The organism is Mycolicibacterium austroafricanum (assembly GCF_000612725.1).
Classification (GTDB): Bacteria; Actinomycetota; Actinomycetes; order Mycobacteriales; family Mycobacteriaceae; genus Mycobacterium; species Mycobacterium austroafricanum.
Window position 1 is genome coordinate 465,014 of sequence record NZ_HG964456.1, and the last position, 26,753, is coordinate 491,766.

Sequence of the window (26,753 nt, forward strand, 5' to 3'; positions counted from 1 at the left end):
TGAAGCGCAGTTCCCACGTCACCAGCGCGGCGACTTTCACCGGACCGGCGCGACCGACCGACCGGATCACCGCCCACCCACCCCCAGCGACTCGTTGACGAAGGTGCAGTCGTCCTGCAGTTCGTCCACCATGTCGGGGATGCTGACGTTCAGTCGGCGCAACGCGCGGTAGGAGAGGTTCTGGGTGGACCGGCTGCCCAGCCCCCCGGTGAAACCGGTGTCCCGGTACGCCGACAGCCGGTCGTCGAGTGCGGCGAACTGCGAACAGTCGAATCCGGTTGAGGCACTTCGGTAGCTCGACACCAGATCGTTGTATTCGGTGATGAATCCCTTGATGGCCACCGCCATCTGCGCGCGGTCGAACCGGTCGGGTTGCTGCACCGGCGGCACCGTCCAGCGGCCCTCGGAGATCGAGTACTGGCCGATGCCCGGCCGGGGCTGGTAGTTGGGACCGCGCTCGCTGTGGAAGGTGACCTCGACCGGCACGCCGTAGAAGGTGATGTGGCCCTCCTGTCGGCGTTCCACGTCGTCGTTGAGCAGCCGCAGCACGGCCCGCAGGTCGTCGGGGGTCATCGACGCCGAACTGACGAAGACGTGCACGCCGAAATCGGACGCATCGTCGTACTCGTAGGAAGCATTGCTGCCGAACAGGTCGACACCGTCGATCGTGAGTCCGTCGATCCCGGTGTCGTCGACGATGCGGTCCACGACGCGCGTCGTCGTCTCCCGCACGTCCGGCTTCATCTGCATGCCGTCCCAGATGCGTGGGTCCAGCTCTGTGGGAAAGGTGGTGACACTGTCGATGACCTCGGTGACCGCGCGGTCGGATCCGTCGGCCAGCCAGGTGTCGGTCTCGTTCGGATTCGGCTGAGGCCCGCACGCGGTCACCGCCACCACGGCGGCGGTCACGGCCAGCCACGGCATCTGACGGCTCATCGGAACCACACGGCGCGAGGGTATCGCCGCCGCACGGCAAATGCAGGCGAAGTGCCACCGATCGGATCGCCTATGATCGCCGGGTGGCTGAGCAGCCAGTAGACCTATCAGACGAAGCGCTGGCCCAAGCGGTCAGCGCGGCCAGCCGTGCCTTCGACCAGGCTTCGACCCTCGACGAGCTCGCCAAGGCCAAGACCGAGCACCTCGGCGACCGTTCACCGATCGCGCTCGCGCGCCAGGCCCTGGGCTCGTTGCCCAAGACCGACCGCGCCGACGCGGGTAAGCGGGTCAACGTCGCGCGCACGCAGGCGCAGGCCGGCTACGACGACCGCCTGGCCGCCCTGCGCGCCGAACGCGACGCCGAGGTCCTGGTCGCCGAGCGGATCGACGTCACGCTGCCGTCGACCCGTCAGCCGGTCGGCGCACGGCACCCGATCACCATCCTGGCCGAGAACGTCGCCGACACGTTCGTCGCGATGGGCTGGGAGCTGGCCGAGGGACCCGAGGTCGAGACCGAGCAGTTCAACTTCGACGCGCTGAACTTCCCACCCGACCATCCGGCGCGCAGCGAGCAGGACACGTTCCACATCGCCCCGGACGGTTCCCGTCAGGTGTTGCGCACCCACACCTCGCCCGTGCAGGTCCGTACCCTGCTGGAGCGCGAGCTGCCGGTGTACGTCATCTCCATCGGGCGCACGTTCCGCACCGACGAACTCGACGCCACCCACACGCCGGTCTTCCACCAGGTGGAGGGCCTCGCCGTGGACAAGGGGCTGACGATGGCCCACCTGCGCGGCACCCTCGACGCGTTCGCCCGGGCCCAGTTCGGCCCGCAGGGGCGCACCCGGTTCCGGCCGCACTTCTTCCCGTTCACCGAGCCGTCCGCGGAGGTCGACATCTGGTTCCCCAACAAGAAGGGCGGACCCGGCTGGGTCGAGTGGGGCGGTTGCGGCATGGTGAACCCGAATGTGCTGCGTGCCTGCGGCATCGACCCGGAGGTCTACTCGGGCTTCGCGTTCGGCATGGGCCTTGAACGCACGCTGCAGTTCCGCAACGGCATCCCCGACATGCGCGACATGGTCGAGGGCGACGTGCGGTTCTCGTTGCCGTTCGGGGTGGGAGCCTGATGCGCCTTCCGTACAGCTGGCTTCGCGAGCTCGTCGCGGCCGGCGCGCCGGGCTGGGATGTGTCCGCCGAGGAACTTGAGCAGACGCTGATCCGCATCGGTCACGAGGTCGAAGAGATCATCCCGGCGGGACCGGTGACGGGGCCGCTGACCATCGGGCGGGTCGTCGAGATCGAAGAGCTCACCGAGTTCAAGAAGCCGATCCGGGCATGCAAGGTCGACGTCGGCGAGTCGGAGCCGCGTGACATCGTCTGCGGTGCAACGAACTTCGTCGTGGGTGACCTCGTCGTGGTGGCGCTGCCCGGAGTGGTGCTGCCCGGTGATTTCACCATCGCCACCCGCACGACCTACGGCCGGACCTCCGACGGCATGATCTGCTCGGTCTCGGAGCTCAACCTCGGCTCCGACCACTCCGGCATCCTGGTGCTGCCGCCGGGCACCGCGGAACCCGGCGATGGGGCCGCCGACGTGCTCGGCCTCGACGACGTGGTGTTCGATCTCGCGATCACCCCGGACCGCGGCTACTGCCTCTCGGTGCGCGGGATGGCCCGCGAGATCGCCAACGCCTACGACCTGGAGTTCGTCGACCCCGCCGACGTCGCCCCGCTGCCCGCCGACGGCGAGGCGCTGCCGGTGACCGTCGACCCGGGTACCGGCGTGCAGCGGTTCGGGTTGCGTCCCGTCACCGGAATCGACCCGAAGGCCGTGTCGCCGTGGTGGATTCAGCGCAGACTGTTGCTCAGTGGCATCCGTGCGATCTCGCCGGCGGTCGATGTGACCAACTACGTCATGCTCGAGCTGGGGCACCCGATGCACGCCCACGACCGCAGCCTCATCACCGGTGGATTCCGGGTGCGCTTCGCCGAACCGGGGGAGAAGGTCGTCACCCTCGACGACGTCGAACGCACTCTCGATCCCGCCGACGTGCTGATCGTCGACGATGTCGCGACCGCGGCGATCGGTGGCGTGATGGGCGCCGGGACCACCGAGGTCAGCGACGCCACCACCGACGTGCTGCTGGAGGCGGCCGTCTGGGATCCGGCGGCGGTGTCCCGCACCCAGCGCCGGCTGCGCCTGTACAGCGAGGCCGGACGGCGTTACGAGCGCACGGTCGATCCCGCGGTGTCGGTCGCGGCGTTGGACCGGTGCGCCACTCTGCTGGCCGACATCGCAGGCGGCACAGTGGAACCCACGCTGACTGACTGGCGGGGTGACCCGCCTCGCGCCGACTGGGCGCAGCCACCGGTCAGCATGCCCGTCGATCTGCCCGACCGCACCGCCGGCGTCGAGTACCCGGAGGGCGCGGTGCGTAAGCGGCTGACCCAGATCGGCGCCTCGGTCGTCGTCGACGGTGGCACGGTGACGGCCACCCCACCGAGCTGGCGGCCCGACCTCCGTCAGCCCGCCGACCTCGTCGAAGAGGTGATGCGCCTGGAGGGCCTCGACGTGATCCCGTCGGTGCTGCCCGCCGCCCCGGCGGGCCGCGGCCTGACGGCCGGCCAGAAACGCCGCCGCGCGGTTGGAAAGTCGTTGGCGCTCAGCGGTTTCGTCGAGATCCTGCCGACGCCGTTCCTGCCGGCGGGAATCTTCGACCAGTGGGGCCTCGACGCCGACGATCCGCGCCGGAACACCACGCAGGTGCTCAACCCACTCGAATCCGACAGGCCTCATCTGGCCACCACGCTGCTGCCCGGTCTGCTGGAAGCGTTGACCCGCAACGTCTCCCGCGGGGCGGTCGACGTTGCGCTGTTCGCCATCGCGCAGGTGGTCGAGCCCACGGCCGAGACCGGGGCAGTCGAGCGCATCCCCAACGACCGACGACCCACCGACGACGAGATCGCCGCGCTCGACGCGTCGCTGCCTCGCCAGCCCGAGCATGTCGCGGCTGTACTGACCGGCCTGCGTGAACCGGCCGGGCCGTGGGGCCGGGGCCGCCCGGTCGAGGCCGCCGACGCGTTCGAGGCTGTGCGGGTGATCGGCCGCGCCGCGGGCATCGAGTTCACCCTGCGGGCCGGCCGGTATCTGCCGTGGCATCCCGGTCGCTGCGCGGAGATCGTGGTGGGCGACGTCGTCGTCGGCCACGCCGGGCAGCTGCATCCGGCGGTGGTCGAACGCTCCGGGCTGCCCAAAGGCACCTGCGCCGTGGAACTCGATCTCGACGCCGTGCCGCTGACCGAACGGCTGCCCGCACCTGGCGTGTCGCCGTTCCCTGCCGTGTTCCAGGACGTCGCGCTGATCGTCGACGAGGACATCGAGGCGCAGAGCGTCGTCGACGCCGTCCGCGACGGCGCGGGCGAACTGCTCGAAGACGTCCGGATCTTCGACGTCTACACCGGTCCGCAGATCGGCGACGGACGCAAGTCGTTGGCGTTGGCGCTGCGCTTCCGCGCCCCCGACCGCACGCTCACCGAGGACGAGGCAAGCGCGGCCAGGGATGCCGCGGTCCGGGAGGCGGCGCGGAGGGTGCACGCGGTGCAGCGTTCGTGATGTCGATCGCGATCCGTGACGAGCAGGAATCCGACATCGCCGCGATTCGCGCACTCACCCTGCAGGCCTTCGCCGACGTCCCGCAGAGCCGTCAGACCGAGGCTGCGGTGATCGACGCGCTACGGGCGGCGGGGGCGCTGACGTTGTCCCTGGTGGCGGTCGAGGGTGGCGACATCGTCGGGCACGTGGCCGTGTCGCCGTTGTCGATCGACGGTGACGCCGGGCCGGGCTGGTACGGCGGTGGTCCGCTGTCGGTGCGGCCCGACCGGCAGCGTGCGGGCATCGGTACGGCGCTGATCCGGGCGGTCTTCGAGCGGCTCCGCGAGAACGGCGCGCGGGGCGCCGTGGTGGTCGGGGACCCGCGCTACTACGAGAGGTTCGGTTTCCGCCAAGCCACGACCCTGGCGCTGCCCGACGTTCCGGCCGAGAACCTGCTGGTACTGGCCCTCGACGGCCAGTGTCCCACCGGAACCGTCGCCTTCCATCCGGCGTTCGGCGTCGAGGACACCACACCCCCCGCTTAATGAATTTGCGGCTTAGTGCATAACCATGCAAGGATCGGGATATGACATCCGTCGCAGTGGCCGGGGCCAGCGGTTACGCCGGGGGAGAGATCCTGCGTCTGCTCCTCGGGCATCCGGCCTACACCGACGGCAGGCTGACCATCGGCGCGTTGACGGCCGCGGCCAGTGCCGGATCCGCCCTTGCCGAACATCACCCGCATCTGCTGCCGCTGGCCGATCGCACGCTGGAACCGACGGAGCTCGACGTGCTGGCGGGCCACGATGTGGTCTTCCTCGGCCTGCCGCACGGCCATTCGGCCGCCCTGGCCGAGCAGCTCGGTCCCGACGTCCTGGTCATCGATTGCGGGGCGGACTTCCGGCTGACCGACGCCGAGGACTGGCGGCGCTTCTACGGCTCGGAGCACGCGGGCAGCTGGCCCTACGGCCTGCCCGAACTCCCGGGCGGACGTGACCGGCTCCGGGAGGCCAGGCGGATCGCCGTGCCCGGTTGTTACCCCACCGCGGCGCTGCTGGCGCTGTGGCCGGCGCTGGCCGAGGGTTTGGTCGAGCCTGCCGTCACCGTTGTCGCTGTCAGCGGCACCTCCGGTGCGGGCAAGTCGGCCAAGGTCGACCTGCTGGGATCCGAGGTCATCGGATCGGCACGCGCGTACAACATCGGCGGCAAGCACCGGCACACCCCGGAGATCGCCCAGGGCCTGCGCGCGGTGACCGGCGGCGACGTCACGGTGTCGTTCACCCCCGTGTTGATCCCCACCTCGCGCGGAATCCTGGCGACGTGCACGGCACGCACCGACGCAACCGTGTCGCAGCTGCGTGCTGCCTACGAAAAGGTCTACACCGACGAGCCTTTCGTCTATCTGCTGCCCGAGGGGCAGCTGCCCAAGACGGGGGCGGTCATCGGCAGCAATGCCGCCCAGCTCGCCATCGCGGTCGACGAGGACGCCTCGACGTTCGTCGCGATCGCGGCCATCGACAATCTCGTGAAGGGAACCGGAGGAGCCGCAGTGCAGTCGATGAACCTCGCCCTGGGCTGGCCCGAGACCGACGGGCTTTCGATCGTGGGGGTGGCCCCGTGACCCGGCTGTTGCGCACCCAGGGCGTCACCGCGCCCGCCGGATTCCGGGCCACCGGCATCGCGGCGGGCATCAAGGCCTCCGGCAAGCTGGATCTCGCGCTGGTGTTCAACGAGGGCCCCGATTACGCGGCGGCCGGCGTGTTCACCCGCAACAAGGTCAAGGCCGCGCCGGTGCTGTGGTCGCAACAGGTGCTCACCACCGGTCGGCTGCGGGCGGTGATCCTGAACTCCGGTGGTGCCAACGCGTGCACCGGTCCCGGCGGTTTCCAGGACACCCACGCCACCGCCGAGGCGGTCGCGGCCGCACTGTCGGACTGGGGCACCGAAACCGGTGCCATCGAGGTCGCCGTCTGCTCCACCGGGCTGATCGGCGACCGCCTCCCGATGGACAAGGTGCTGGCCGGCGTGCAGGAGATCGTGCACGAGATGGCCGGCGGCCTGACCGGCGGCGAGGAGGCCGCGCGGGCCATCATGACCACCGACACGGTGCCCAAACAGGCTGCGCTGCACCACGACGACAAGTGGACGGTCGGCGGGATGGCCAAGGGCGCGGGCATGCTGGCCCCGTCCCTGGCGACGATGCTCACCGTGATCACCACCGACGCCGTCGCAGGCCCGGAGGCGCTGGACCACGCGCTGCGGTCCGCGGCGGCCCGCACCTTCGACCGCCTCGACATCGACGGCAGCTGCTCGACCAACGACACTGTGCTGCTGCTGTCGTCCGGGGCCAGCGAGGTGGCCCCCAGCCAGCAGGACCTCGATGACGCCGTCTACCGGGTCTGTGATGACCTGTGCACCCAGTTGCAGGCCGACGCCGAGGGCGTGACCAAGCGGGTGCAGGTGACCGTCACCGGCGCCGCCGACGAGGACGACGCGCTGACCGCCGCGCGGGTGATCGCCCGCGACAGCCTGGTCAAGACCGCGCTGTTCGGTTCCGACCCGAACTGGGGACGCGTGTTGGCGGCCGTCGGCATGGCCCCGGTCAAGCTCGACGCCGATCGGATCACCGTGTCCTTCAACGGTTTCCCGGTGTGCGTTGACAGCGTCGGGGTCCCGGGGGCCCGTGAGGTGGACCTGTCCGGCGAGGACGTCACGGTCGTCGTCGACCTCGGCGTGGGGTCGGGGTCTGCCTCGATCCGCACCACCGACCTGTCCCACGCGTACGTCGAAGAGAATTCCGCGTACAGCTCATGACCCTGACCACCTCGGACAAGGCGGCGGTGCTCGCCGATGCGCTGCCCTGGCTGACCGCCCTGAACGACAAGATCGTCGTGGTCAAGTACGGCGGCAACGCGATGACCGACGACCGGCTCAAGGCCGCGTTCGCCGCCGACATGGTCTTCCTGCGCAACTGCGGCATCCACCCCGTCGTGGTGCACGGCGGCGGACCCCAGATCTCGGCCATGCTCAAAAAGCTGGGCATCGCAGGCGATTTCAAGGGTGGTTTCCGGGTCACCACCCCCGAGGTGCTCGATGTGGCCAGGATGGTGCTCTTCGGTCAGGTCGGCCGTGAGTTGGTGAACCTCATCAACGCCTACGGCCCCTATGCCGTCGGCATCACCGGCGAGGACGCCCACCTGTTCACCGCGGTGCGCCGCACCGTGATGGTCGACGGGGTGGCCACCGACATCGGACTGGTCGGTGACGTCGAGCGGGTCAACACCGACGCCGTGCTCGATCTCATCGATGCCGGCCGCATCCCGGTGGTGTCGACAATCGCCCCCGACACCGACGGTCTGGTCTACAACATCAACGCCGACACCGCCGCCGCCGCACTGGCCGAGGCGCTGAGCGCCGAGAAACTGCTCATGCTGACCGACGTCGAGGGCCTCTACACCCGCTGGCCCGACCGTGATTCCCTGGTCAGCCAGATCGATTCGGATGCACTGGCCGAACTGCTACCCACGCTGGAGGCGGGCATGGTGCCCAAGATCGAGGCTTGTCTGCGCGCGATCGACGGCGGTGTGCCGAGCGCGCACGTCATCGACGGCCGGGTCGAGCACTGCGTGCTCGTCGAACTGTTCACCGACGAAGGAGCGGGCACGAAGGTGGTGCAATCCACGTGACAGAACTGCTGAACCGCTGGTCGGCGGTGATGATGAACAACTACGGCACACCGCCGTTGGCGCTCGCCGGCGGTGACGGCGCCGTGGTCACCGACGTGGACGGCAAGGCCTACCTCGACCTGCTCGGCGGGATCGCCGTCAACGTGCTCGGCCACCGTCACCCCGCGGTGATCGAGGCGGTGACCCGCCAGATGAACACGCTCGGGCACACCTCGAACCTGTATGCCACCGAACCCGGTGTCGCACTGGCCGAATCGCTCGTCGGGCTCCTCGGCGCGCCAGCCAAGGCGTTCTTCTGCAACTCCGGCACCGAAGCCAACGAGGCCGCGTTCAAGATCACCAGACTCACCGGCCGGACGAAAGTCGTTGCCGCCGAAGGGGCCTTCCACGGCCGCACGATGGGTTCGTTGGCGCTGACGGGTCAGCCGTCGAAGCGGGCCCCGTTCGAGCCGCTGCCCGGTGGCGTCACCCACGTCCCCTACGGCGATATCGACGAACTGCGTCGCGTCGTCGATGACCAGACCGCGGCGGTGTTCCTCGAACCGATCATGGGGGAGGGCGGCGTCGTCGTCCCCCCTGCCGGTTATCTGGTGGCGGCGCGGGAGATCACCGCCGCGAACGGCGCGCTGCTGGTCCTCGACGAGGTGCAGACCGGGGTCGGCCGGACTGGAGCGTTCTATGCCCACCAGCACGACGGCATCACCCCCGACATCGTCACGCTCGCCAAGGGTCTCGGTGGCGGGCTGCCGATCGGCGCGTGCCTGGCCATCGGCGACACCGCGGACCTGCTCACCCCCGGACTGCACGGCAGCACGTTCGGTGGCAACCCGGTATGCACCGCCGCGGCGTTGGCGGTGCTGAAGGTGCTGGCCGACGAAGGCCTCGTGGAGCGTGCCGACGTGCTCGGCAAGACGATCGCCCACGGCGTCGAGTCGCTGGGCCATCCGCTCGTCGACCACGTCCGCGGCCGCGGGCTGCTTCGCGGCATCGTGCTCACCGCCGACGCCGCCAAGCCCGTCGAAACCGCGGCGCGCGAAGCGGGTTTCCTGGTCAATGCCGCAGCACCCGCGATCGTCCGGCTGGCCCCGCCGCTGGTGATCACCGAGGCTCAGGTGGAGACGTTCCTGTCGGCGCTGCCGGCCATTCTGGATAAGGCGGCGCAGTCATGACCCGGCACTTCCTGCGCGACGACGACCTCTCACCCGAGGAGCAGGCCGAGGTGTTGGCGCTGGCCGCCGACCTCAAGAAGGACCGCTTCAGCCGCCGCCCGCTGGAGGGCCCGCGCGGGGTGGCGGTGATCTTCGAGAAGAACTCCACCCGCACCCGGTTCTCCTTCGAGATGGGCATCGCCGAACTCGGTGGCCACGCTGTGGTCGTCGACGGCCGCAGCACCCAACTGGGTCGTGAGGAGACCCTGGAAGACACCGGCCAGGTGCTGTCCCGCTATGTCGACGCCATCGTGTGGCGCACCTTCGCCCAGGAGCGGCTGACCGCGATGGCGTCCGGCTCGACGGTCCCGATCATCAACGCGCTGTCCGACGAGTTCCACCCGTGCCAGGTGCTGGCCGATCTGCAGACGCTCGCCGAACGCAAGGGTGACCTGAAAGGGTTGCGGCTGACCTACTTCGGTGACGGCGCCAACAACATGGCGCACTCCCTGATGCTCGGCGGGGTCACCGCGGGCATCCACGTCACCATCGCCGCCCCGCGTGGCTTCGAACCGCACCCGATGTTCGTCGCCGCGGCCGAGACGCGGGCGCACCGGACCGGCGCCACCGTCACACTGACCGACGATCCGGTGCGCGCGGCCGACGGTGTCGACGTGCTGGTCACCGACACGTGGACGTCGATGGGGCAGGAGAACGACGGGCTCGACCGGGTGCGACCGTTCCGCCCGTTCCAGGTCAACGCCGATATGTTGGCCCACGCGGACTCCGAAGCCGTTGTGCTGCATTGCCTTCCGGCGCACCGCGGACACGAGATCACCGACGACGTGATCGACGGGCCGCAGAGCGCGGTGTGGGACGAGGCCGAGAACCGGTTGCACGCACAGAAGGCGTTGCTGGCATGGCTGCTCGAGCGGGCATGACCCCGGGAGTCGAGCAATGACTGCCGCCAGCACCCGCGCCGGCAGGCAGGCCCGCATCATCGCGTTGCTGTCGACGCAGTCCGTGCGCAGCCAGGGTGAGTTGGCTGCGCTGTTGGCCGACGAGGGCATCGACGTGACGCAGGCGACGCTGTCGCGCGATCTGGAGGAACTCGGTGCAGTCAAGCTCCGCGGCGCCGACGGCGGTGTCGGCGCCTACATCGTTCCCGAGGACGGCAGCCCGGTGCGCGGTGTCGCGGGTGGCACCGAACGTGTGACACGGCTTCTCGGGGACCTGCTGGTCTCCACCGATTCCAGCGGCAACCTGGCCGTGCTGCGCACACCCCCGGGTGCCGCCCACTACCTGGCCAGCGCGCTCGACCGTGCCGCCCTGCCGTATGTGGTCGGCACCGTCGCCGGTGACGACACCATCCTCGTCATCGCCAGGGAACCGATGACCGGCGCCGAGCTCGCCGTCACCATCGAGAATCTCTCCAAAGCCTGAAGTACCCCAAGAAGAAGGAGTTTCGTTATGTCCGAGCGCGTCATCCTCGCGTATTCCGGCGGTCTGGACACCTCGGTGGCCATCAGCTGGATCGGCAAGGAGACCGGTAGTGAGGTGGTCGCGGTCGCCATCGACCTCGGGCAGGGTGGCGAGGACATGGAAGTCGTGCGCCAGCGCGCCCTGGACTGCGGCGCCGTCGAGGCCGTCGTCGTCGACGCCCGCGACGAGTTCGCCGAGCAGTACTGCCTGCCCGCCATCAAGTCCAACGCCCTCTACATGGACCGCTATCCGCTGGTGTCGGCGCTGAGCCGACCGCTGATCGTCAAGCACCTCGTCGACGCCGCGCGGGAGCACGGCGGCGGCGTCGTCGCTCACGGCTGCACCGGCAAGGGCAACGACCAGGTTCGCTTCGAGGTCGGGTTCGCCTCGCTGGCACCCGATCTCAAGGTTCTCGCACCCGTGCGCGACTACGCATGGACCCGCGAGAAGGCCATCGCATTCGCCGAGGAGAACGCGATCCCGATCAACGTCACCAAGCGCTCACCGTTCTCCATCGACCAGAACGTCTGGGGCCGTGCGGTCGAGACGGGCTTCCTGGAGCACCTGTGGAACGCGCCCACCAAGGACGTCTACGACTACACCGAGGACCCGACCCTCAACTGGAGCAGCCCGGACGAGGTGATCATCGGTTTCGACAAGGGTGTGCCGGTCTCCATCGATGGCAAACCGGTCACCGTGCTGCAGGCGATCGAGCAGCTCAACGCACGCGCCGGCGCCCAGGGTGTGGGTCGTCTCGACGTCGTCGAGGACCGACTGGTCGGCATCAAGAGCCGTGAGATCTACGAGGCCCCCGGCGCCATGGTGCTCATCACCGCCCACACCGAACTCGAACACGTCACGCTGGAGCGTGAACTCGGCCGGTTCAAGCGCACCACCGACCAGAAGTGGGGCGAGCTGGTCTATGACGGCCTGTGGTTCTCCCCGCTGAAGACCGCGCTCGAGTCGTTCGTGGCCAACACCCAGGAGCACGTCACCGGTGAGATCCGGCTGGTGCTGCACGGCGGGCACATCGCGGTCAACGGACGCCGAAGCCAGGAATCCCTGTACGACTTCAACCTCGCCACCTACGACGAGGGCGACACCTTCGACCAGTCCGCGGCCAAGGGGTTCGTGCACGTGCACGGCCTGTCGTCGAGCCTGTCGGCGCGCCGGGACCTGGCGGGGAAGTGACCCCGGCTCGCCGGATTAAGGTGACCACATGAGTACCAACGAGGGTTCGCTGTGGGGCGGCCGGTTCGCCGACGGTCCCGCGGACGCCCTTGCCGCACTGAGCAAGTCGACGCACTTCGACTGGGTGCTTGCCCCGTATGACGTGGTGGCGTCGAAAGCCCATGCCCGCGTGCTGTTCCGGGCCGGGCTGCTGACCGAAGAGCAGCGTGACGGTCTGCTCGCCGGACTGGACAGCCTGGGCTCCGACGTCGCCGACGGCAGCTTCGGCCCGCTGGTCTCCGACGAGGATGTGCACGGCGCACTCGAGCGTGGTCTGATCGACCGCGTCGGCGCCGACCTGGGCGGACGCCTGCGCGCGGGGCGGTCCCGCAACGATCAGGTGGCCACGCTGTTCCGGTTGTGGCTGCGTGACGCGATCCGCCGGGTCGCCGACGGCGTGCTGGAGGTGGTCGCAGCGCTGGCCACCCAGGCGGCGGCCCATCCCACCGCGATCATGCCCGGTAAGACGCACCTGCAGTCGGCGCAGCCGGTCCTGCTGGCGCACCACCTGCTCGCGCATGCACACCCGCTGCTGCGCGATGTCGACCGGCTCGCCGACTTCGACAAGCGGGCCGCGGTGTCGCCCTACGGATCCGGGGCGCTCGCCGGCTCCTCGCTGGGACTCGACCCCGATGCGATCGCCGAGGAACTGGGTTTCGCGGCCGCTGCCGACAATTCCATCGACGCCACCGCGTCACGGGATTTCGCGGCCGAGGCGGCGTTCGTCTTCTCGATGATCGGCGTCGACCTGTCGCGGCTGGCGGAGGACATCATCCTCTGGAGCACAACGGAATTCGGCTATGTCACCCTCCACGACGCGTGGTCGACGGGCAGTTCGATCATGCCGCAGAAGAAGAACCCCGACATCGCCGAGCTGGCGCGGGGCAAGTCAGGCAGGCTGATCGGCAACCTCGCGGGACTGCTGGCCACGCTGAAGGCGCAACCGCTGGCGTACAACCGCGACCTGCAGGAGGACAAGGAACCGGTCTTCGACTCGGTGGCCCAACTGGAGTTGCTGCTGCCCGCGATGGCCGGTCTGGTCGGCACGCTGCGGTTCGACGTCGACCGGATGGCCGAACTCGCGCCGCTGGGCTACACGCTGGCCACCGATGTCGCCGAATGGCTGGTGCGACGCGGTGTCCCGTTCCGGGTGGCGCACGAGGCCGCCGGTGCGGCGGTGCGCGCCGCCGAAGCCCGCGGGATCGGCCTGGAGGATCTCGCCGACGCCGAGCTGACCGGTATCCATCCCCAGCTGACCGCCGACGTGCGCGAGGTGCTGACCACCGAGGGCTCGGTCAACTCGCGCGACGCGCGCGGGGGCACCGCGCCGACCCAGGTGGCCAGGCAGCTGAGCGCGGTGCGCGACACCTCCGAGCGCTTCAGGGTCCGGCTGCGCCGCTAGCATCCACCGGTATGGACCCCCAGCCCGGCACGCAGGCGGCGGCCACCCGCCGACCGTCGCGAGTGGGGCAGTGGCTGGCCCAGCGCAGGGTCAGCCAGTGGTGGAAAGCCGGGCTGGCCGCCGTGCTGGCGATCGCGGCCCTGTTCGGTGGACTGGACCGGGTCGACAACACCGCCACCCCGTTCGCGCCCGGCGAGGAATTCAGCGACGGGCAATTCCTGCTCACCGTCGATCGTGCGCGACTGGTCGAGGAGCTCCGGGGTGGGGGACGGGTGGTGGGTCGCGAAACGCCGGGCCGTAGCTATCTGGGAGTGGTGGCGACCCTGCGCAACGACGGGACGACCCCGGGGCGGCTACGCAACGAGTTGGATCTTCGTGGGGTGCCCGACGACATGTTCTACGGCGTCTTCCGGTTGCGGGACGGCTCGCCGATCCCGGCGCTCGGTCCCGGACTGACCGAGGAGCTGGTGTTCGCGTGGCAGGTTCCGGCCGGCGCACTGCGGCAGGGCAGTGCCATCACCATCCGGGTGTGGAAGAAGAGCCTCAAGCAGCTGATGGTCACCTACGGCGGTAAGGAATGGCTCGACAGCCTCACCGATTACGGGGTCACCGAACTGGTGGTGGGAGCGCCGTCGCCGTGAGGACCCCCGATGTGAAAGCGCTGGTTTCGGCGGTCGGCGTCCTCGTCGTGGTGGCCGCCGCGGCGCTGGTGTGGCACAACCTCCCGACACCCACCGACCTGTACGGTCCGTTCGAGGTCCGTGGCCGGGCGGGCGAAGCCGTGCAGGGTCGCGCGATCAGCGCCACCGTCACCTCGGTCCGTATTGCGCCGCGGGTGAACTCGGTGCAGGCAGCGGGTAGCTGGGTCGTCATCGACACCACACTGGAGGCCATCCGCTCCACCGAGTTGCCGCGTGCCGACCTGGTCGCCGGCCCCAACACGTATGCGGCGTCCGATCGATTCTCCCTGGATACGCTCGGCGATGAGATCTCCCCGGGAATCGCCCAGCGCGGCAGCTGGGTGTTCGACGTCGCGCCGGCGCTCGTCGAGGCGGGATCGTCCGCGCCGCTCCTGCTGCGCATCTGGGCGGGCAGCGACATCCTGGATTCGCGGCTTGTCATCGACATACCGGCCGATGACCCGCGAATCGCCAGAACCGAAGACGTGGACCTCGCCGAGCGGACGGAAAGCGCCCGATGATGCGGATCTCGGCGCGGTGGCAGCGCAACCTCATCGGCGTTGTCGTCGTCGCCTGCGTGGTCGCCGCATATACCGTCATCGATTTCGGGCCGTCGTGGTCGGCTTACCGCAACACGCAGACGCCGCAACTGGTCGTGCCCGCAGGCGAGAGCGGTACGGCCGACGGACAGACCTGGAGGCTGGAATCCATCCGGCACCAGAACAGGAGCCCGTACAGCTTCGGCCCGCCGCTGCCCGATGGCACGGTGCTGGCCGTGATCGTGGTGGACTGGTCAGGGACGCCGCTGCCCGGGCTGTGCACTGCGGTGCTGACGGACGGCGAACGGCGTTGGGACGCCGAACGAGTCGGAGGATTCTCCCCGATCCCGCCGGAGGGAATGAAGTCCCTGTGTGACGCCCCCGGACGCATTCAGTTCGGCTTCGTGCTGCCATCAGACGCCGTGCCCACCGCACTGGACGTCACCCATGACGACGAGATCACGGTCCGGCTGCTGCTGTAGTTTCCTTCGGGCGGACATGCTCCAGGCAGTACGCGACGGTGGAGGCGATCAGGCACACCCGCAGCGGCTCGATGATCAGGTGCGACACGAAGATCAGCGTCGGCTGCGCCCAGTCCCAGAACTGACGCGGTTGTGGGCCGATGAGCCAGGCCGCACCCCGGAACAGGTACCCGGCCCGCATTTCGGGGCGGTAGAAACTGCCCGCCATGTCCAGCCACGCCAAGCCGAGATAACCGAGCACGTACAGCGACAACGCCAGCACACCGCCGTGCAGGATCAGCCGTGCGGCGTCGGTGATGGTCCGGTAGTTGCCCAGTTTGGACAACAACCAGTCCTGCGCCTCGGCGCGGTGGACGTCGGGCAGGCGCTTCCACCGTTCGCGCAGGCGCTTCTGCCTGACGGCCGTGCGGTCGAGGACCCAGTCGGCTCGCTGGCCGGCGACTCGGCGTGCGGCCCCCCTCCAATCCTCGGGCATGGTGACGCCGTAGATGATGGCCGCGACGGCCAGCCACAGCAGCGGTATCGTCGCGCCGCCGAACACGGTGCTCACCACCCAGACCAGGGTGTCCCACAGCGCCTCAAGAGGTCGCAGATGGGAGAAGAGCTCGGCGCGGGTCTCGTTGAACCACACCACGATCCGGCGTTCGGCGAGCCAGCCGGTGGGATTGAGCAGGAAGGTCAGGTCCTTGGTGGCGGCGAAGCTGACACCGAGGAACACCCACAGGGCGTCCACGTACACCCGGATCGCGATCATCCAATCGGGCAGGCGATCCTTGACACGACTGAGTACGTACCGCGCCACGAGCGCGGCGAGGATCAGCACCCACGTGAGATTGCCGACCGGCAGTGTCTCCGGGTGGAGTTCGGTGACGGCCGGCGATGTCATCGCGTCGCCGATCCGGTAATCGAGCGCGCGCGCCTCGAACGCGATCCAGTCTTCGGCGAAGAGCTTCCACGCCAGATAGATCGCGAAGAACGGTACGATGACCGTCGAGAACACGTCGACACTGCGGGCCGATCGCGACGGCAGCGCCGCCAGCGCGGGTAGGGCGCGCCGCAGCACGAAGAACATCGCGACGTAAGACCCGAGGCGGGCCAGGCCGGCCAGCGGCATGATCAGCGATGCCCAGAGGTCGTTGTCCCACCCGGCCCACGCCGCCAACTCGATCGCACCCCGGCGGCCGAGCAGCCCGAGCAGATAGCACGCCGCGAGCTGGGGCCAGTAGCGGAAACAGAGCACGAACGGCCGCAGCAGGTACGTCATCTAGCTCTCGAGCCGTTCTGAGAGCTCCAGCCAGCGTGACTCCTGTTCGGTCACTTGGCCTTCCAGCTCGCGCAGCTGCTCGGTGAGGCGGCCCAGGCCGACATGGTCGGACTGGTCGTGGCGGGCCATCTCGTCGTGTTTGGCGCTAATGCGGTCGGCGAGCTTGGCCAGCGACCGGTCGATGGAGGTGATCTCCTTTTCGATGTTGCGCAGTTCGGCGCCCGACAGTTGTTCGGCGGCGGCGGGTTTCGTGCGCGACACGGAAGGTTCGGGGCGTTGCCCGGCAAGTCGCAGGTACTCGTCGATGCCGCCGGGCAGGTGCCGCAGGCGACCGTCGAGGATCGCGTACTGCTGGTCGGTGATGCGCTCGAGCAGATAGCGGTCGTGGGAGACCACGATCAACGTGCCGGGCCAGGAATCGAGCAGGTCCTCCGTCGCGGTGAGCATGTCGGTGTCGACGTCGTTGGTCGGCTCGTCGAGCACCAGCACGTTCGGCTCCGACAGCAACACGAGCATCAACTGCAGTCGTCGACGCTGGCCGCCGGAGAGTTCACCCACCCGGGCGGAGAGGTGCTCGCGGGCGAAGCCCAGCCGCTCGAGCAGTTGTGCCGGCGTCACGTCCTTGCCGTCGATCTGGTAGGTCGTCTGCAGCCGGGCGAGCACCTCGCGGACCATGTCGCCGGCCAACGGCTCCAACTCGCGTGATTCCTGGTCGAGCACGGCCAGCCGCACTGTCTTGCCGCGCTTCACCCGGCCAGAGGTCGGCGTCACCGTGCCCGCGATCAGGCCGAGCAGCGTGGACTTACCTGCCCCGTTGGCGCCGAGGATGCCGGTGCGCTCGCCGGGGGCGATGCGCCATTCGATGTCGCGCAACACCTCTCGGCCGTGCGACGAGCCGTCGGCACCGCCGGGATAGCTGACCGACACGTCGAGCAGGTCGATGACGTCCTTGCCGAGGCGGGCCATGGCGGCCCGGGACAACTCGACGTTGTTGCGCAGCGGCGGGACGTCCGAGATCAGCGCGTTGGCGGCGTCGATGCGGAACTTCGGCTTGGAAGTCCGCGCCGGTGGTCCCCGCCGCAGCCAGGCCAACTCTTTGCGCATCAGGTTCTGTCGCTTGGCTTCCACGGCCGCGGCTTGGCGATCGCGTTCGACGCGCTGCAGCACATAGGCGGCGTAGCCACCTTCGAACGGCTCGACGACACTGCCCGGCACCCGGCTGCCGGCGGGGTGGACCTCCCACGTGGTGGTCGCCACCTCGTCGAGGAACCACCGGTCGTGGGTGACGACCAACAGCCCGCCCGATCCGCGCGCCCAGCGCTGCTTGAGATGTTCGGCCAGCCAGGTGATGCCCTGGATGTCGAGATGGTTGGTGGGCTCGTCGAGAGCGATGACGTCCCAGTCGTCGATCAGCAGCGCGGCCAGTTGCACGCGGCGGCGCTGCCCGCCCGACAGGGTCCCGACGAGGGCACCGAACGGGATGTCGGCAACCAGTCCGCCGATGACGTCGCGGATCCGCGCGTCGCCCGCCCACTCGTGGTCGGGCCGGTCACCGACCAGCGACCAGCCCACCGTGCGGTCCGGGTCCAGCGTGTCGGCCTGGTCCACGGACCCCACCCGTAGACCGCCGCGTCGCGTCACCCGCCCGGAGTGGGGCGCGATGCGCCCGGTCAGCAACCCCAGCAGCGTCGACTTCCCGTCGCCGTTGCGGCCCACGATGCCGATCCGGTCGCCTTCGCTCACACCGACGGTCACGGAATCGAACACCACCCCGGTGGGGTACTCCAGGTGGAGGTTTTCGCCCCCGAGCAGGTGTGCCATCGCCAGCCGACCTTAGCGGTCGTCGATCGCGCCACCCAATCGGCGGCCGGGCGCCGGGCGGGTCATTACCGGGAACGGGCAATGCGGCTTGTGCCATCATCGACACCACGACGGCAGTCGGGGTCTCCGGCAGGCACGACGGGCGATAGGGGAGCGAGCAGTGGTGGACTTCTCGGCGATCACCAGGCCTGTGGGGCGGTTGGTCGCGACCGCCCAGAACGGCCTCGAGGTGTTGCGCTACGGCGGGCTGGAGACCGGCGCCGTGCCGTCGCCGTTCCAGATCATCGAGAGCGTGCCGATGTACCGGCTGCGCCGCTACTTCCCGCCCGACGTCCGTCCCGGCAGCAAGCCCGTCGGCCCCCCGGTGCTGATGGTCCACCCGATGATGATGTCGGCCGACATGTGGGACGTCACCCGCGACGAGGGTGCGGTCGGCATCCTGCACAAGGCCGGGATCGATCCGTGGGTCATCGACTTCGGTTCGCCCGACAAGGTCGAGGGCGGGATGCAGCGCAACCTGGCCGACCATGTGGTGGCCCTCAGCGACGCCATCGACACGGTCAAGACGGTGACGGGACGCGACGTCCATCTCGCCGGCTACTCGCAGGGCGGCATGTTCGCCTATCAGACGGCGGCCTACCGCCGGTCCAAGGACCTGGCGAGCATCGTCGGGTTCGGTTCGCCCGTCGACACCCTGGCCGCGCTCCCGATGAACCTGCCGGCCAGCGTCGCCCCGTTGGCCGCCGACTTCATGGCCGACCACGTGTTCAGCCGCATCGACATTCCGGGGTGGCTGGCGCGCACCGGGTTCCAGATGCTCGACCCCGTCAAGACCGCGCAGTCGCGGCTGGACTTCCTGCGCCAGCTACATGACCGGGAGGCGTTGCTGCCCCGCGAGCAGCAGCGGCGGTTCCTCGCCTCGGAGGGCTGGATCGCCTGGTCCGGTCCGGCGATCTCCGAGCTGCTCAAGCAGTTCATCGCGCACAACCGGATGATGACCGGTGGCTTCTCCATCCACGGCGACCTTGTCACGCTGTCCGACATCGAGTGCCCTGTGCTGGCCGTGATCGGGGAGGTCGACGACATCGGTCAGCCCGCCTCGGTGCGCGGCATCAAGAGAGCCGCTCCGAAGGCCGACGTCTACGAGTTCCTGATCCGCGCCGGGCATTTCGGGCTGGTGGTCGGGTCGAAAGCCGCCACGCAGACCTGGCCGACGGTCGCCGAGTGGGTGCGCTGGCTCGACAGCGGCGGCGCGATGCCGGAGGGCGTCACACCCATGCCGCTGCAACCGGCCGAGCCGACGGAAAGTGGCGTCACGCTGGCCTCGCGGGTGGCCCACAGCACCGCCGCCGCCACCGAGATGGCGTTCAGCCTGGCCCGGTCGGCGGCCGACGCCCTCGTCGCGGCGAACAAGTCCGCACGCACCCTGGCCATCGAGACCGCACGCACCCTGCCCCGGCTGGCCCGTCTTGGCCAGGTCAACGACCACACCCGAATCTCCCTGGGCCGCATCATGAGTGAGCAGGCACGCGACCTGCCACACGGTGAGGCGCTGTTGTTCGACGGCCGCGTGCACACCTACGAGGCCGTCGACCGGCGAGTCAACAACGTGGTCCGCGGCCTGATCGGGGTCGGGGTGCGGCAGGGCGCCCGCGTCGGGGTGCTGATGGAGACCCGGCCCAGCGCACTCGTCGCGATCGCGGCGCTGTCGCGGCTCGGCGCGGTTGCGGTGCTGATGCCCCCCGACGCCGACCTCGCCGAGGCGGCGCGACTCGGCGCGGTCACCGAGATCATCGCCGACCCGAGCACCCTGGATACGGCCCGCAAGCTCGACATGCGGGTCCTGGTTCTCGGCGGTGGCGAGTCCCGCGACCTGCACCTGTCCAACGGCGCCGCCGGGGACGTCATCGACATGGAGAAGATCGACCCCGACCTCGTCGAACTCCCGGGCTGGTACCGACCGAACCCCGGTCTGGCACGGGACCTGGCGTTCATCGGGTTCAGCACGATCAGCGGCGAGCTGGTGGCCCGCCAGATCACCAACTTCCGCTGGGCGCTGTCGGCGTTCGGTACCGCCTCGGCGGCCAATCTGAGCCGCAACGACACGGTGTACTGCCTGACCCCGTTGCACCATCAGTCCGGACTGTTGGTCAGCCTCGGCGGGGCGGTCGTGGGCGGTGCCCGCGTCGCGTTGTCGCGGGAGTTGCGACCGGACCGCTTCGTCCAGGAGATCCGGCAGTACGGGGTGACGGTGGTGTCCTACACGTGGGCGATGCTGCGTGAGGTCATCGACGATCCGGCGTTCTCGCTGAACGGGAGTCACCCGATCCGGCTGTTCATCGGCTCGGGTATGCCCGCCGGTCTGTGGAAGCGGGTCGTGGAGGTCTTCGAGCCCGCCAACGTCGTCGAGTTCTTCGCCACCACCGACGGTCAGGCCGTACTCGCCAACGTCAAGGGCGCCAAGATCGGCAGCAAGGGCAGGCCGCTACCCGGCGGCGGCGAAATCGCGCTGGCCGCCTACGACCCGGACGACAACCTGATCCTCGAGGACGACCGCGGCTTCGTCCGGCGGGCCGAAACCGGAGAGGTCGGTGTGCTGCTCGCCCATCCGCGGGGCCCGGTCGACCCGCTGGCTTCGGTCAAGCGCGGCGTGTTCGCCCCCGCGGACACCTGGGTGTCCACCGAGTACCTGTTCCGCCGCGACGAGGACGGCGACTACTGGCTGGTGGACAACCGCGGGGCGGCGATCCACACCGCGCGGGGAATGGTGTTCGCCGCCACCGTCAACGACGCCGTCGGCCGGCTCGGCGCCGTCGACATGGCCGTCACCTACGGAGTCGAAGTCGAAGGTCAGACGCTGGCCGTCACCGCCCTGGCGCTGTGCCCGGGCGGCAGCATCCCGTCGGCGGATCTGTCGGAGGCGCTGGCCGCCCTGCCCGTCGGCAACGCACCCGACATCGTCCACGTGGTCTCCGACATGACGCTGACGGCGACGTTCCGGCCGCTGGCCGGTCCGCTGCAGAAACAGGGCATCCCCAAGGCGTCCCGTAACGCCTGGTACCTGGACCCCGATAGCAATCGGTACAAGCGGTTGACCGTTGCCGTGCGCAGCGAGCTCGCGGGCATTCGGCAGTGATGCCCCCCTCGGCGCGCACTGTTAGGCTCGCCGGGGCGACTATGGAGGTTGGGATGACGACGCACGACAGCATGAGCAGTTCGGCGCTGTACCGCGCGGCGACGGGCGCGTTTGTGGGCGCTGCGCTGGCATTCGGCCTGGTCGTCGGTGTTGCGCCGGGAGCGTCGGCGCAGCCCACCACGCAAGCCGAAGAGCCACCCGCCCCCAGGATCTCCCCGGATCAGATCCTGATGATGATCTCGCAGGAGTACCAGACCGGTCGCGGTGGCGGCCAGGTCTCCAAGCTGATCGAACAGGTGATGAACCTGCGCGCCCGAGGCATCAAGCCGTCCATCGCCAACACCCAGGCGCTGGCCGCCGGCCTCGACGCACGACCCAATCAGGGCCCGCTGATCGAGGCGCTCCAGTCGACGGTGAACTACCAGCGCAAGGTCATGGCACAGTCGGCCAACGGGACACCGTCCGGTCCGACGTCGCCGGGTCCGCAGGTCGGCCTGGGCCCGACCGGTCCCGCGTGGGCGCCCAATCAGGGCAATCCGATGATCCAGGACAGCGACACGATCTTCCCGATGCCCGGTCGCTGAGCCGATGGCGCTGGACGAAACCCTCCGCACCATCCTGGTCTGTCCGCAGGACCGGGGGCCGCTGTTGTACGTCGGCGAGTCGCTGTACAACCCCAGGTTGCGGCGCAAATACCGCATCGACGACGGAATCCCGGTGCTGCTCATCGACGAAGCCGTCGCGGTCGACGACGACGAGCACCGGCGGCTGCTGTCAGCTGCGGGTCAGTCCCCGGAAAACTGAGGTAGCTCGCCGGTCAGGTAGCGCTGCAGATTCGGCGCGACGGTGTCGACGATCTGCTCCACCGGCAGCGACTTGAACGGTTCGAGCTCGAGGATGTAGCGGGCCATCACGATGCCGACCAGTTGCGAGGCCACAAACTGCACGCGCACCCGTCCGCTGCCCGGCGGATCGTCGACACGGCCGCCGACCTCGGTGGCGATCAAGTCCTGGAGAAACGACCGGACCATGGAGACGTCGCTGCCGGCAAGTATGGACCGCAGGGTGGCGATGAATCCTTTACCCAGCTCGGAGTCCCACAGCGGCAGCAGCAGTGACGGCAACGCGCGACCGAGCTGATCGACCGGGACTTCCTTGAGCGGGCCGATGATCGACATCGGGTCGATCGGAATCTCGATCGCCGCGGCGAACAACTGGGTCTTGGTGCCGAAATAGTGATGCACCAGCGCCGGATCCACGCCTGCCCCGGCGGCGATGGACCGGATCGACGTGTTGGTGATTCCGTTGCGCGCGAACAGTTCACGCGCGCATTCCAGGATTCGATCGCGGGTGTCCGACGTTCCCGGTGGTCGTCCGGGACGCTTGCGGTCGGCGTTCGTCGTCACGCTGTCTAGGGTGTCCTTCGCCGTAGGGTCGCTGCGGCCAGGGTGAGGGATATCACCGTGAACCCGAGGACGACCGCGATGTCACGCACCGCGACCGAGGTCAACTCTGGATGTGCGTTGACCTCCTGCAGCGCCTCCAGAGCGTAACTGGCAGGAAGCGCGTTGCTGATCCACTGCAGCCAGTCAGGCAGCTGCGCGCGGGGAACCACGATCCCGCACAGCAGCAGCTGGGGTGCGATGACCAGCGGCATGAACTGGACAGCCTGGAACTCGGTGCGCGCGAACGCGCTACACAGCAGACCGAGCCCCACCCCGAGCACCGCGTTCACGATCGCGATGGCGAACACCCAGAGGGCGCTGCCCGCGGTGTCCAGGCCGAGGAGCCAGAACGACACCGCACACGCGAACACAGCCTGCGCCGCCGCGGCGAGGGCGAACGCGGTCCCGTACGCCGCGAGCAGGTCCAGCCGGCGCAGGGGCGTGGTCAGGATTCTCTCGAGCGTTCCGGACACCCGTTCGCGCTGCATGGTGATCGACGTGATCAGGAACATCACGATCAACGGGAAGACGCCGAGCATGATCAGGCAGGCGTTGTTGAACGGTGACGGGGCGCCGGGACGCTGGGGGACCTCGGCGAACATGAAGTACATCAAGGTGATGACGAGAGTGGGTACCACCAGGATCATCGCCACACTGCGGTGATCGCCGGCGAGCTGACGCAGGATTCGGGCGGTCGTGGCGATGTACGCCCGCGGCGTCAAGCCGTGCTTTTGGCGGTGCCGCGCCTGATGATGGCCAGAAACGCGTGCTCCAACGACTGACATCCGGTGTCCTCTCGCAATCGGGCGGGTGTGGTGTGCGCCAGGATCTTCCCGTCCCGCAGGAGGACCAGATCTTCACAGCGGTCGGCTTCGTCCATGACATGGCTCGACACCAGCAGGGTGGTGCCGTCGCGGGCCAGTCGGTCGAACCGGTCCCACAGGTCGGCCCTCAGCACCGGGTCGAGACCGACGGTCGGTTCGTCGAGAACGAGAAGGTCGGGGCGGGCGACCAACGCGCAGGCGAGCGAAACCCTCGTCTTCTGCCCGCCGGAAAGGTTGCCTGCACGGGCCTTCCGATACCCGTGCAGGCCGACCGCTTCGATCGCGTCGTCCACGTCCCGACGGTCGGTGCCGGACAAGGCGGCGAAGTAGCGCACGTTGTCGACGACGGGCAGGTCGGGATAGATCGTGGGGTCCTGGGTGACGTAACCCACGCGGTGGCGCAACTGCGCCGACCCCGCCGGATGGCCCAACACCAGCACCGATCCACCGGCGACGATCTGGGTTCCCACGATGCAGCGCATCAGCGTCGTCTTGCCGCAACCCGAAGGACCGAGCAGGCCGGTGATGGTGCCGCGGGCCACCTGCACGCTCACCCCGTCGAGCGCGACGCGTCCACCGCGGACCACCGCCAGATCGCGGATGTCGATGACCGGGGCCGGCACCGGCGGCAGTAATTCATCCATTGATGAACTCATCATCTGTTGAATATCCTCTCGGCGCGCCGTTCCTGTCAATGCCCTCCGTAGGATGACGGCGATGTCGCGAGCCGAACTGGAGGTCGATCCTCTGACCGCTGCCCGGCTGCTACTCGGCGCGAAGCTGGTCGGCCGCGGCGTGACCGCGACGATCGTCGAGGTGGAGGCGTACGGAGGGCCGGTCGACGGGCCGTGGCCGGACGCCGCCGCGCACTCGTTCCGCGGCCCGGGCCTGCGCAACTCGGTGATGTTCGGTCCGCCCGGACGGCTCTACACCTATCGCAGCCACGGCATCCACGTCTGCGCCAACGTCGCATGCGCCACAGACGGCGTCGCCGGAGCGGTACTGCTGCGCGCGGCCGCGATCGACACCGGCCACGACACGGCCCGCGGCCGTCGCGGTGTGTCCGTCGCGGAGGCGGCGCTCGCCCGCGGGCCGGGCAATTTGTGTTCCGCACTGGGAATCACGATGGATGACAACGGATCCGACCTCTTCGATCCGTCGGCACCGGTACAGGTCACGCTCGGCGAGCTCCGCGTCGGAGAATCCGGTCCACGAGTCGGTGTCAGCAAGGCCGCCGACCGGCCGTGGCGGATGTGGCTGCCCGGGCATCCCGAGGTGTCGGCGTACCGGCGCAGCCCGCGGGCACCGATTCCCGGCGACAGCGACTGATACGCAAAGATCGATGTCATGGGCACGTCGATCCTCGATGAACTGGAATGGCGTGGGCTGATCGCACAGTCCACCGATCGTGACGCACTGGCCGAAGCGCTGGCAGAAGGCCCGGTGACCGTCTATTCCGGCTTCGACCCGACGGCGCCGAGCCTGCACGCCGGACACCTGATCCCGCTGCTCACCCTGCGCCGGTTCCAGCAGGCCGGGCACCGGCCGATCGTGCTGGCCGGCGGCGCGACAGGGATGATCGGCGACCCCCGCGACGTGGGGGAACGCACACTGAACACCGCCGACACCGTCGCGGACTGGGCGGGACGGATCCGCGGCCAGTTGGAACGCTTCGTCGAGTTCGACGACTCGCCGACCGGTGCCGTCGTCGCCAACAACCTGTCGTGGACGGGCGAGCTTTCGGCGATCGAATTCCTCCGTGATGTCGGCAAGCACTTCTCGGTGAATGTGATGTTGGACCGGGACACGGTGCGGCGCAGGCTCGAGGGGGAGGGCATCTCCTACACGGAGTTCAGTTACATGCTGTTGCAGGCCAACGACTATGTGGAGCTGCACCAGCGCTACGGCTGCACGCTGCAGGTAGGCGGGTCCGACCAGTGGGGCAACATCATCGCCGGGGTGCGGCTGGTCCGGCAGAAGGCCGGCGCGTCGGTGCACGCCCTGACCACACCGTTGGTGACCGACTCCGAGGGCAAGAAGTTCGGGAAGTCCACCGGCGGCGGAAGCCTCTGGCTGGATCCCGAGATGACCAGTCCGTACGCCTGGTACCAGTACTTCATCAACACCGCCGACGCCGACGTACTGCCGTACCTGAGGTGGTTCACCTTCCTGAGTGCCGACGAGCTTGCCGAGCTGGAACAGGCGACGACCGAGCGCCCGCACGAGCGGGCCGCGCAGCGACGCCTGGCCAGGGAGCTGACCAACCTGGTCCACGGGGAAGCCGCCACGGCTGCGGTCGAACTCGCCAGCCAGGCGCTGTTCGGGCGCGCCGAGCTGGGCGAATTGGACGAACCGACATTGGCCGCCGCGCTGCGGGAGGCGTCGGTGGCGCAGCTCGCGCCCGGCGGTCCGGACTCGATCATCGATCTGCTCGTCGCCAGCGGGTTGTCGGCGAGCAAGGGCGCCGCCCGGCGAACCGTCGCCGAGGGTGGGGCGTACGTCAACAACGTCAAGATCGCGACCGACGAGTGGATCCCGCAGGCGTCGGACTTCCTCCACGACAGGTGGCTGGTGCTGCGTCGAGGCAAGCGGAATATCGCCGGCATCGAGCGGGTGGGCTGATACCCGTGTCCCCGGAACAAAGTCGTCGACCGAGCCGTTGAGCGTCTTGTAGGTCAACGCACCAAACGGTGTGTGCGCCGGGTGCGGGTCGGAAAACCAGCTCTACCAGGCGATTTGACTCAGAGTTATCCCTGACGTAACTTATCGAAGTCGCTGCGACACGGGCCCAAAACCCGGAGAGCGCGGCGGCCTCCAGAGGGAAGTCCGCTTAGGCGGAGGTCCTCATCTGTCCGTCGAGAACCCACGGCTTTTAGCCGGGGATTCTTGCGCGGCCAGGCTGGTCTGTTGTTTGAGAACTCAATAGTGTGTTTGGTGGTTTTTGTTTGTTGTTTTTTGGCCTGCCTCTTTTTCCCGTTTAGGGGTGGGTTGTTTTTTGATGCCAGTTTTGGTGTCTTGTTTGATGATCGGATTTCTCTGATTTCGGATTCTGCCTGCGCCCTTTGGGTGCTGAGACTCCAAGGCAC

General features: G+C 68.8%; 25 protein-coding genes. 19 read left to right on the forward strand and 6 right to left on the reverse strand.

Going from position 1 to position 26,753, the window contains the following annotated elements:
* Positions 1 to 66: 66 nt before the first annotated feature.
* Entirely contained in the window at positions 67 to 936 is an 870-nt protein-coding gene (locus BN976_RS24785) for a hypothetical protein (RefSeq protein WP_036374833.1), read from the reverse strand.
* 83 nt (positions 937 to 1,019) lie between these two features.
* Here BN976_RS24785 and pheS point away from each other — a divergent pair, with 83 nt between their 5' ends.
* The 14 genes from pheS to BN976_RS24855 are packed head-to-tail and all read left to right on the forward strand — an operon-like array spanning position 1,020 to position 15,177.
* Positions 1,020 to 2,063 (forward strand): phenylalanine--tRNA ligase subunit alpha, encoded by a 1,044-nt coding sequence (gene pheS, locus BN976_RS24790; protein WP_011780520.1) that lies wholly within the window; start codon positions 1,020 to 1,022, stop codon positions 2,061 to 2,063.
* Positions 2,063 to 4,549, forward strand: coding sequence for a phenylalanine--tRNA ligase subunit beta (gene pheT / locus BN976_RS24795; protein WP_036374836.1), 2,487 nt, complete (start codon positions 2,063 to 2,065; stop codon positions 4,547 to 4,549). The genes pheS and pheT overlap by 1 nt, the downstream gene beginning before the upstream one ends.
* Positions 4,549 to 5,073: a GNAT family N-acetyltransferase gene (locus BN976_RS24800; protein WP_036374839.1), complete on the forward strand. Its 525-nt coding sequence runs from the start codon at positions 4,549 to 4,551 to the stop codon at positions 5,071 to 5,073. Before pheT ends, BN976_RS24800 begins: the two co-directional genes overlap by 1 nt.
* Positions 5,074 to 5,114: 41 nt before the next feature.
* Entirely contained in the window at positions 5,115 to 6,149 is a 1,035-nt protein-coding gene (gene argC, locus BN976_RS24805; RefSeq protein WP_011780517.1) for an N-acetyl-gamma-glutamyl-phosphate reductase, read from the forward strand.
* Positions 6,146 to 7,342: a bifunctional glutamate N-acetyltransferase/amino-acid acetyltransferase ArgJ gene (argJ, locus tag BN976_RS24810; RefSeq protein ID WP_011780516.1), complete on the forward strand. Its 1,197-nt coding sequence runs from the start codon at positions 6,146 to 6,148 to the stop codon at positions 7,340 to 7,342. The genes argC and argJ overlap by 4 nt, the downstream gene beginning before the upstream one ends.
* A complete protein-coding gene (gene argB / locus BN976_RS24815; protein ID WP_011780515.1) occupies positions 7,339 to 8,214 on the forward strand; it encodes an acetylglutamate kinase in 876 nt (291 codons plus the stop codon). The genes argJ and argB overlap by 4 nt, the downstream gene beginning before the upstream one ends.
* Positions 8,215 to 8,243: 29 nt before the next feature.
* Positions 8,244 to 9,383, forward strand: a complete 1,140-nt coding sequence (locus tag BN976_RS24820) for an acetylornithine transaminase (protein WP_051558553.1) — start codon at positions 8,244 to 8,246, stop codon at positions 9,381 to 9,383.
* On the forward strand, positions 9,380 to 10,303 hold the full coding sequence (gene argF, locus BN976_RS24825) for an ornithine carbamoyltransferase (RefSeq protein WP_011780513.1): 924 nt from the start codon (positions 9,380 to 9,382) through the stop codon (positions 10,301 to 10,303). Before BN976_RS24820 ends, argF begins: the two co-directional genes overlap by 4 nt.
* Before the next feature lie 16 nt (positions 10,304 to 10,319).
* A complete protein-coding gene (locus BN976_RS24830; RefSeq protein ID WP_011780512.1) occupies positions 10,320 to 10,805 on the forward strand; it encodes an arginine repressor in 486 nt (161 codons plus the stop codon).
* Between the two features lie 27 nt (positions 10,806 to 10,832).
* Positions 10,833 to 12,035 (forward strand): argininosuccinate synthase, encoded by a 1,203-nt coding sequence (locus BN976_RS24835; RefSeq protein WP_011780511.1) that lies wholly within the window; start codon positions 10,833 to 10,835, stop codon positions 12,033 to 12,035.
* A gap of 28 nt (positions 12,036 to 12,063) precedes the next feature.
* Complete coding sequence (argH, locus tag BN976_RS24840; protein WP_011780510.1) at positions 12,064 to 13,476, forward strand: argininosuccinate lyase; 1,413 nt, start codon at positions 12,064 to 12,066, stop codon at positions 13,474 to 13,476.
* 11 nt (positions 13,477 to 13,487) lie between these two features.
* Positions 13,488 to 14,117 carry a hypothetical protein gene (locus tag BN976_RS24845; protein WP_036374845.1) on the forward strand — a complete coding sequence of 210 codons (630 nt, stop codon included), beginning with the start codon at positions 13,488 to 13,490 and terminating at the stop codon, positions 14,115 to 14,117.
* Positions 14,114 to 14,677: a hypothetical protein gene (locus tag BN976_RS24850; RefSeq protein ID WP_011780508.1), complete on the forward strand. Its 564-nt coding sequence runs from the start codon at positions 14,114 to 14,116 to the stop codon at positions 14,675 to 14,677. Before BN976_RS24845 ends, BN976_RS24850 begins: the two co-directional genes overlap by 4 nt.
* On the forward strand, positions 14,674 to 15,177 hold the full coding sequence (locus BN976_RS24855) for a hypothetical protein (protein ID WP_011780507.1): 504 nt from the start codon (positions 14,674 to 14,676) through the stop codon (positions 15,175 to 15,177). Before BN976_RS24850 ends, BN976_RS24855 begins: the two co-directional genes overlap by 4 nt.
* Here BN976_RS24855 and BN976_RS24860 read toward each other — a convergent pair.
* Both BN976_RS24860 and BN976_RS24865 read right to left on the reverse strand, forming a co-directional pair.
* Positions 15,155 to 16,441, reverse strand: coding sequence for a hypothetical protein (locus BN976_RS24860; RefSeq protein ID WP_036374848.1), 1,287 nt, complete (start codon positions 16,439 to 16,441; stop codon positions 15,155 to 15,157). The genes BN976_RS24855 and BN976_RS24860 overlap by 23 nt on opposite strands.
* Positions 16,442 to 18,262 carry an ABC-F family ATP-binding cassette domain-containing protein gene (locus BN976_RS24865; RefSeq protein WP_011780505.1) on the reverse strand — a complete coding sequence of 607 codons (1,821 nt, stop codon included), beginning with the start codon at positions 18,260 to 18,262 and terminating at the stop codon, positions 16,442 to 16,444. It abuts the gene before it with no gap.
* 163 nt (positions 18,263 to 18,425) lie between these two features.
* Between BN976_RS24865 and BN976_RS24870 the strand changes: the two genes are divergently transcribed.
* From BN976_RS24870 to BN976_RS24880, 3 genes are read left to right on the forward strand one after another with little or no spacing between them, the layout of a single operon-like run.
* Complete coding sequence (locus BN976_RS24870) at positions 18,426 to 21,398, forward strand: acyl-CoA synthetase (RefSeq protein WP_036375028.1); 2,973 nt, start codon at positions 18,426 to 18,428, stop codon at positions 21,396 to 21,398.
* A gap of 53 nt (positions 21,399 to 21,451) precedes the next feature.
* Positions 21,452 to 21,982: a hypothetical protein gene (locus BN976_RS24875; RefSeq protein WP_011780503.1), complete on the forward strand. Its 531-nt coding sequence runs from the start codon at positions 21,452 to 21,454 to the stop codon at positions 21,980 to 21,982.
* A gap of 4 nt (positions 21,983 to 21,986) precedes the next feature.
* Positions 21,987 to 22,202, forward strand: coding sequence for a Trm112 family protein (locus BN976_RS24880; protein WP_036374851.1), 216 nt, complete (start codon positions 21,987 to 21,989; stop codon positions 22,200 to 22,202).
* Here BN976_RS24880 and BN976_RS24885 read toward each other — a convergent pair.
* From BN976_RS24885 to BN976_RS24895, 3 genes are read right to left on the reverse strand one after another with little or no spacing between them, the layout of a single operon-like run.
* The gene (locus BN976_RS24885; RefSeq protein WP_011780501.1) at positions 22,184 to 22,804 is read right to left on the reverse strand and encodes a TetR/AcrR family transcriptional regulator; all 621 of its coding nucleotides are present in this window, start codon (positions 22,802 to 22,804) and stop codon (positions 22,184 to 22,186) included. The genes BN976_RS24880 and BN976_RS24885 overlap by 19 nt on opposite strands.
* Before the next feature lie 5 nt (positions 22,805 to 22,809).
* The gene (locus tag BN976_RS24890; protein WP_011780500.1) at positions 22,810 to 23,565 is read right to left on the reverse strand and encodes an ABC transporter permease; all 756 of its coding nucleotides are present in this window, start codon (positions 23,563 to 23,565) and stop codon (positions 22,810 to 22,812) included.
* Positions 23,562 to 24,326: an ABC transporter ATP-binding protein gene (locus BN976_RS24895; protein WP_036374860.1), complete on the reverse strand. Its 765-nt coding sequence runs from the start codon at positions 24,324 to 24,326 to the stop codon at positions 23,562 to 23,564. Before BN976_RS24895 ends, BN976_RS24890 begins: the two co-directional genes overlap by 4 nt.
* A 58-nt stretch (positions 24,327 to 24,384) precedes the next feature.
* Between BN976_RS24895 and BN976_RS24900 the strand changes: the two genes are divergently transcribed.
* Positions 24,385 to 24,996 carry a DNA-3-methyladenine glycosylase gene (locus BN976_RS24900; protein ID WP_036375031.1) on the forward strand — a complete coding sequence of 204 codons (612 nt, stop codon included), beginning with the start codon at positions 24,385 to 24,387 and terminating at the stop codon, positions 24,994 to 24,996.
* An 18-nt stretch (positions 24,997 to 25,014) separates the two neighbouring features.
* Positions 25,015 to 26,289, forward strand: coding sequence for a tyrosine--tRNA ligase (gene tyrS / locus BN976_RS24905; protein ID WP_036374863.1), 1,275 nt, complete (start codon positions 25,015 to 25,017; stop codon positions 26,287 to 26,289).
* Positions 26,290 to 26,753 lie beyond the last annotated feature (464 nt).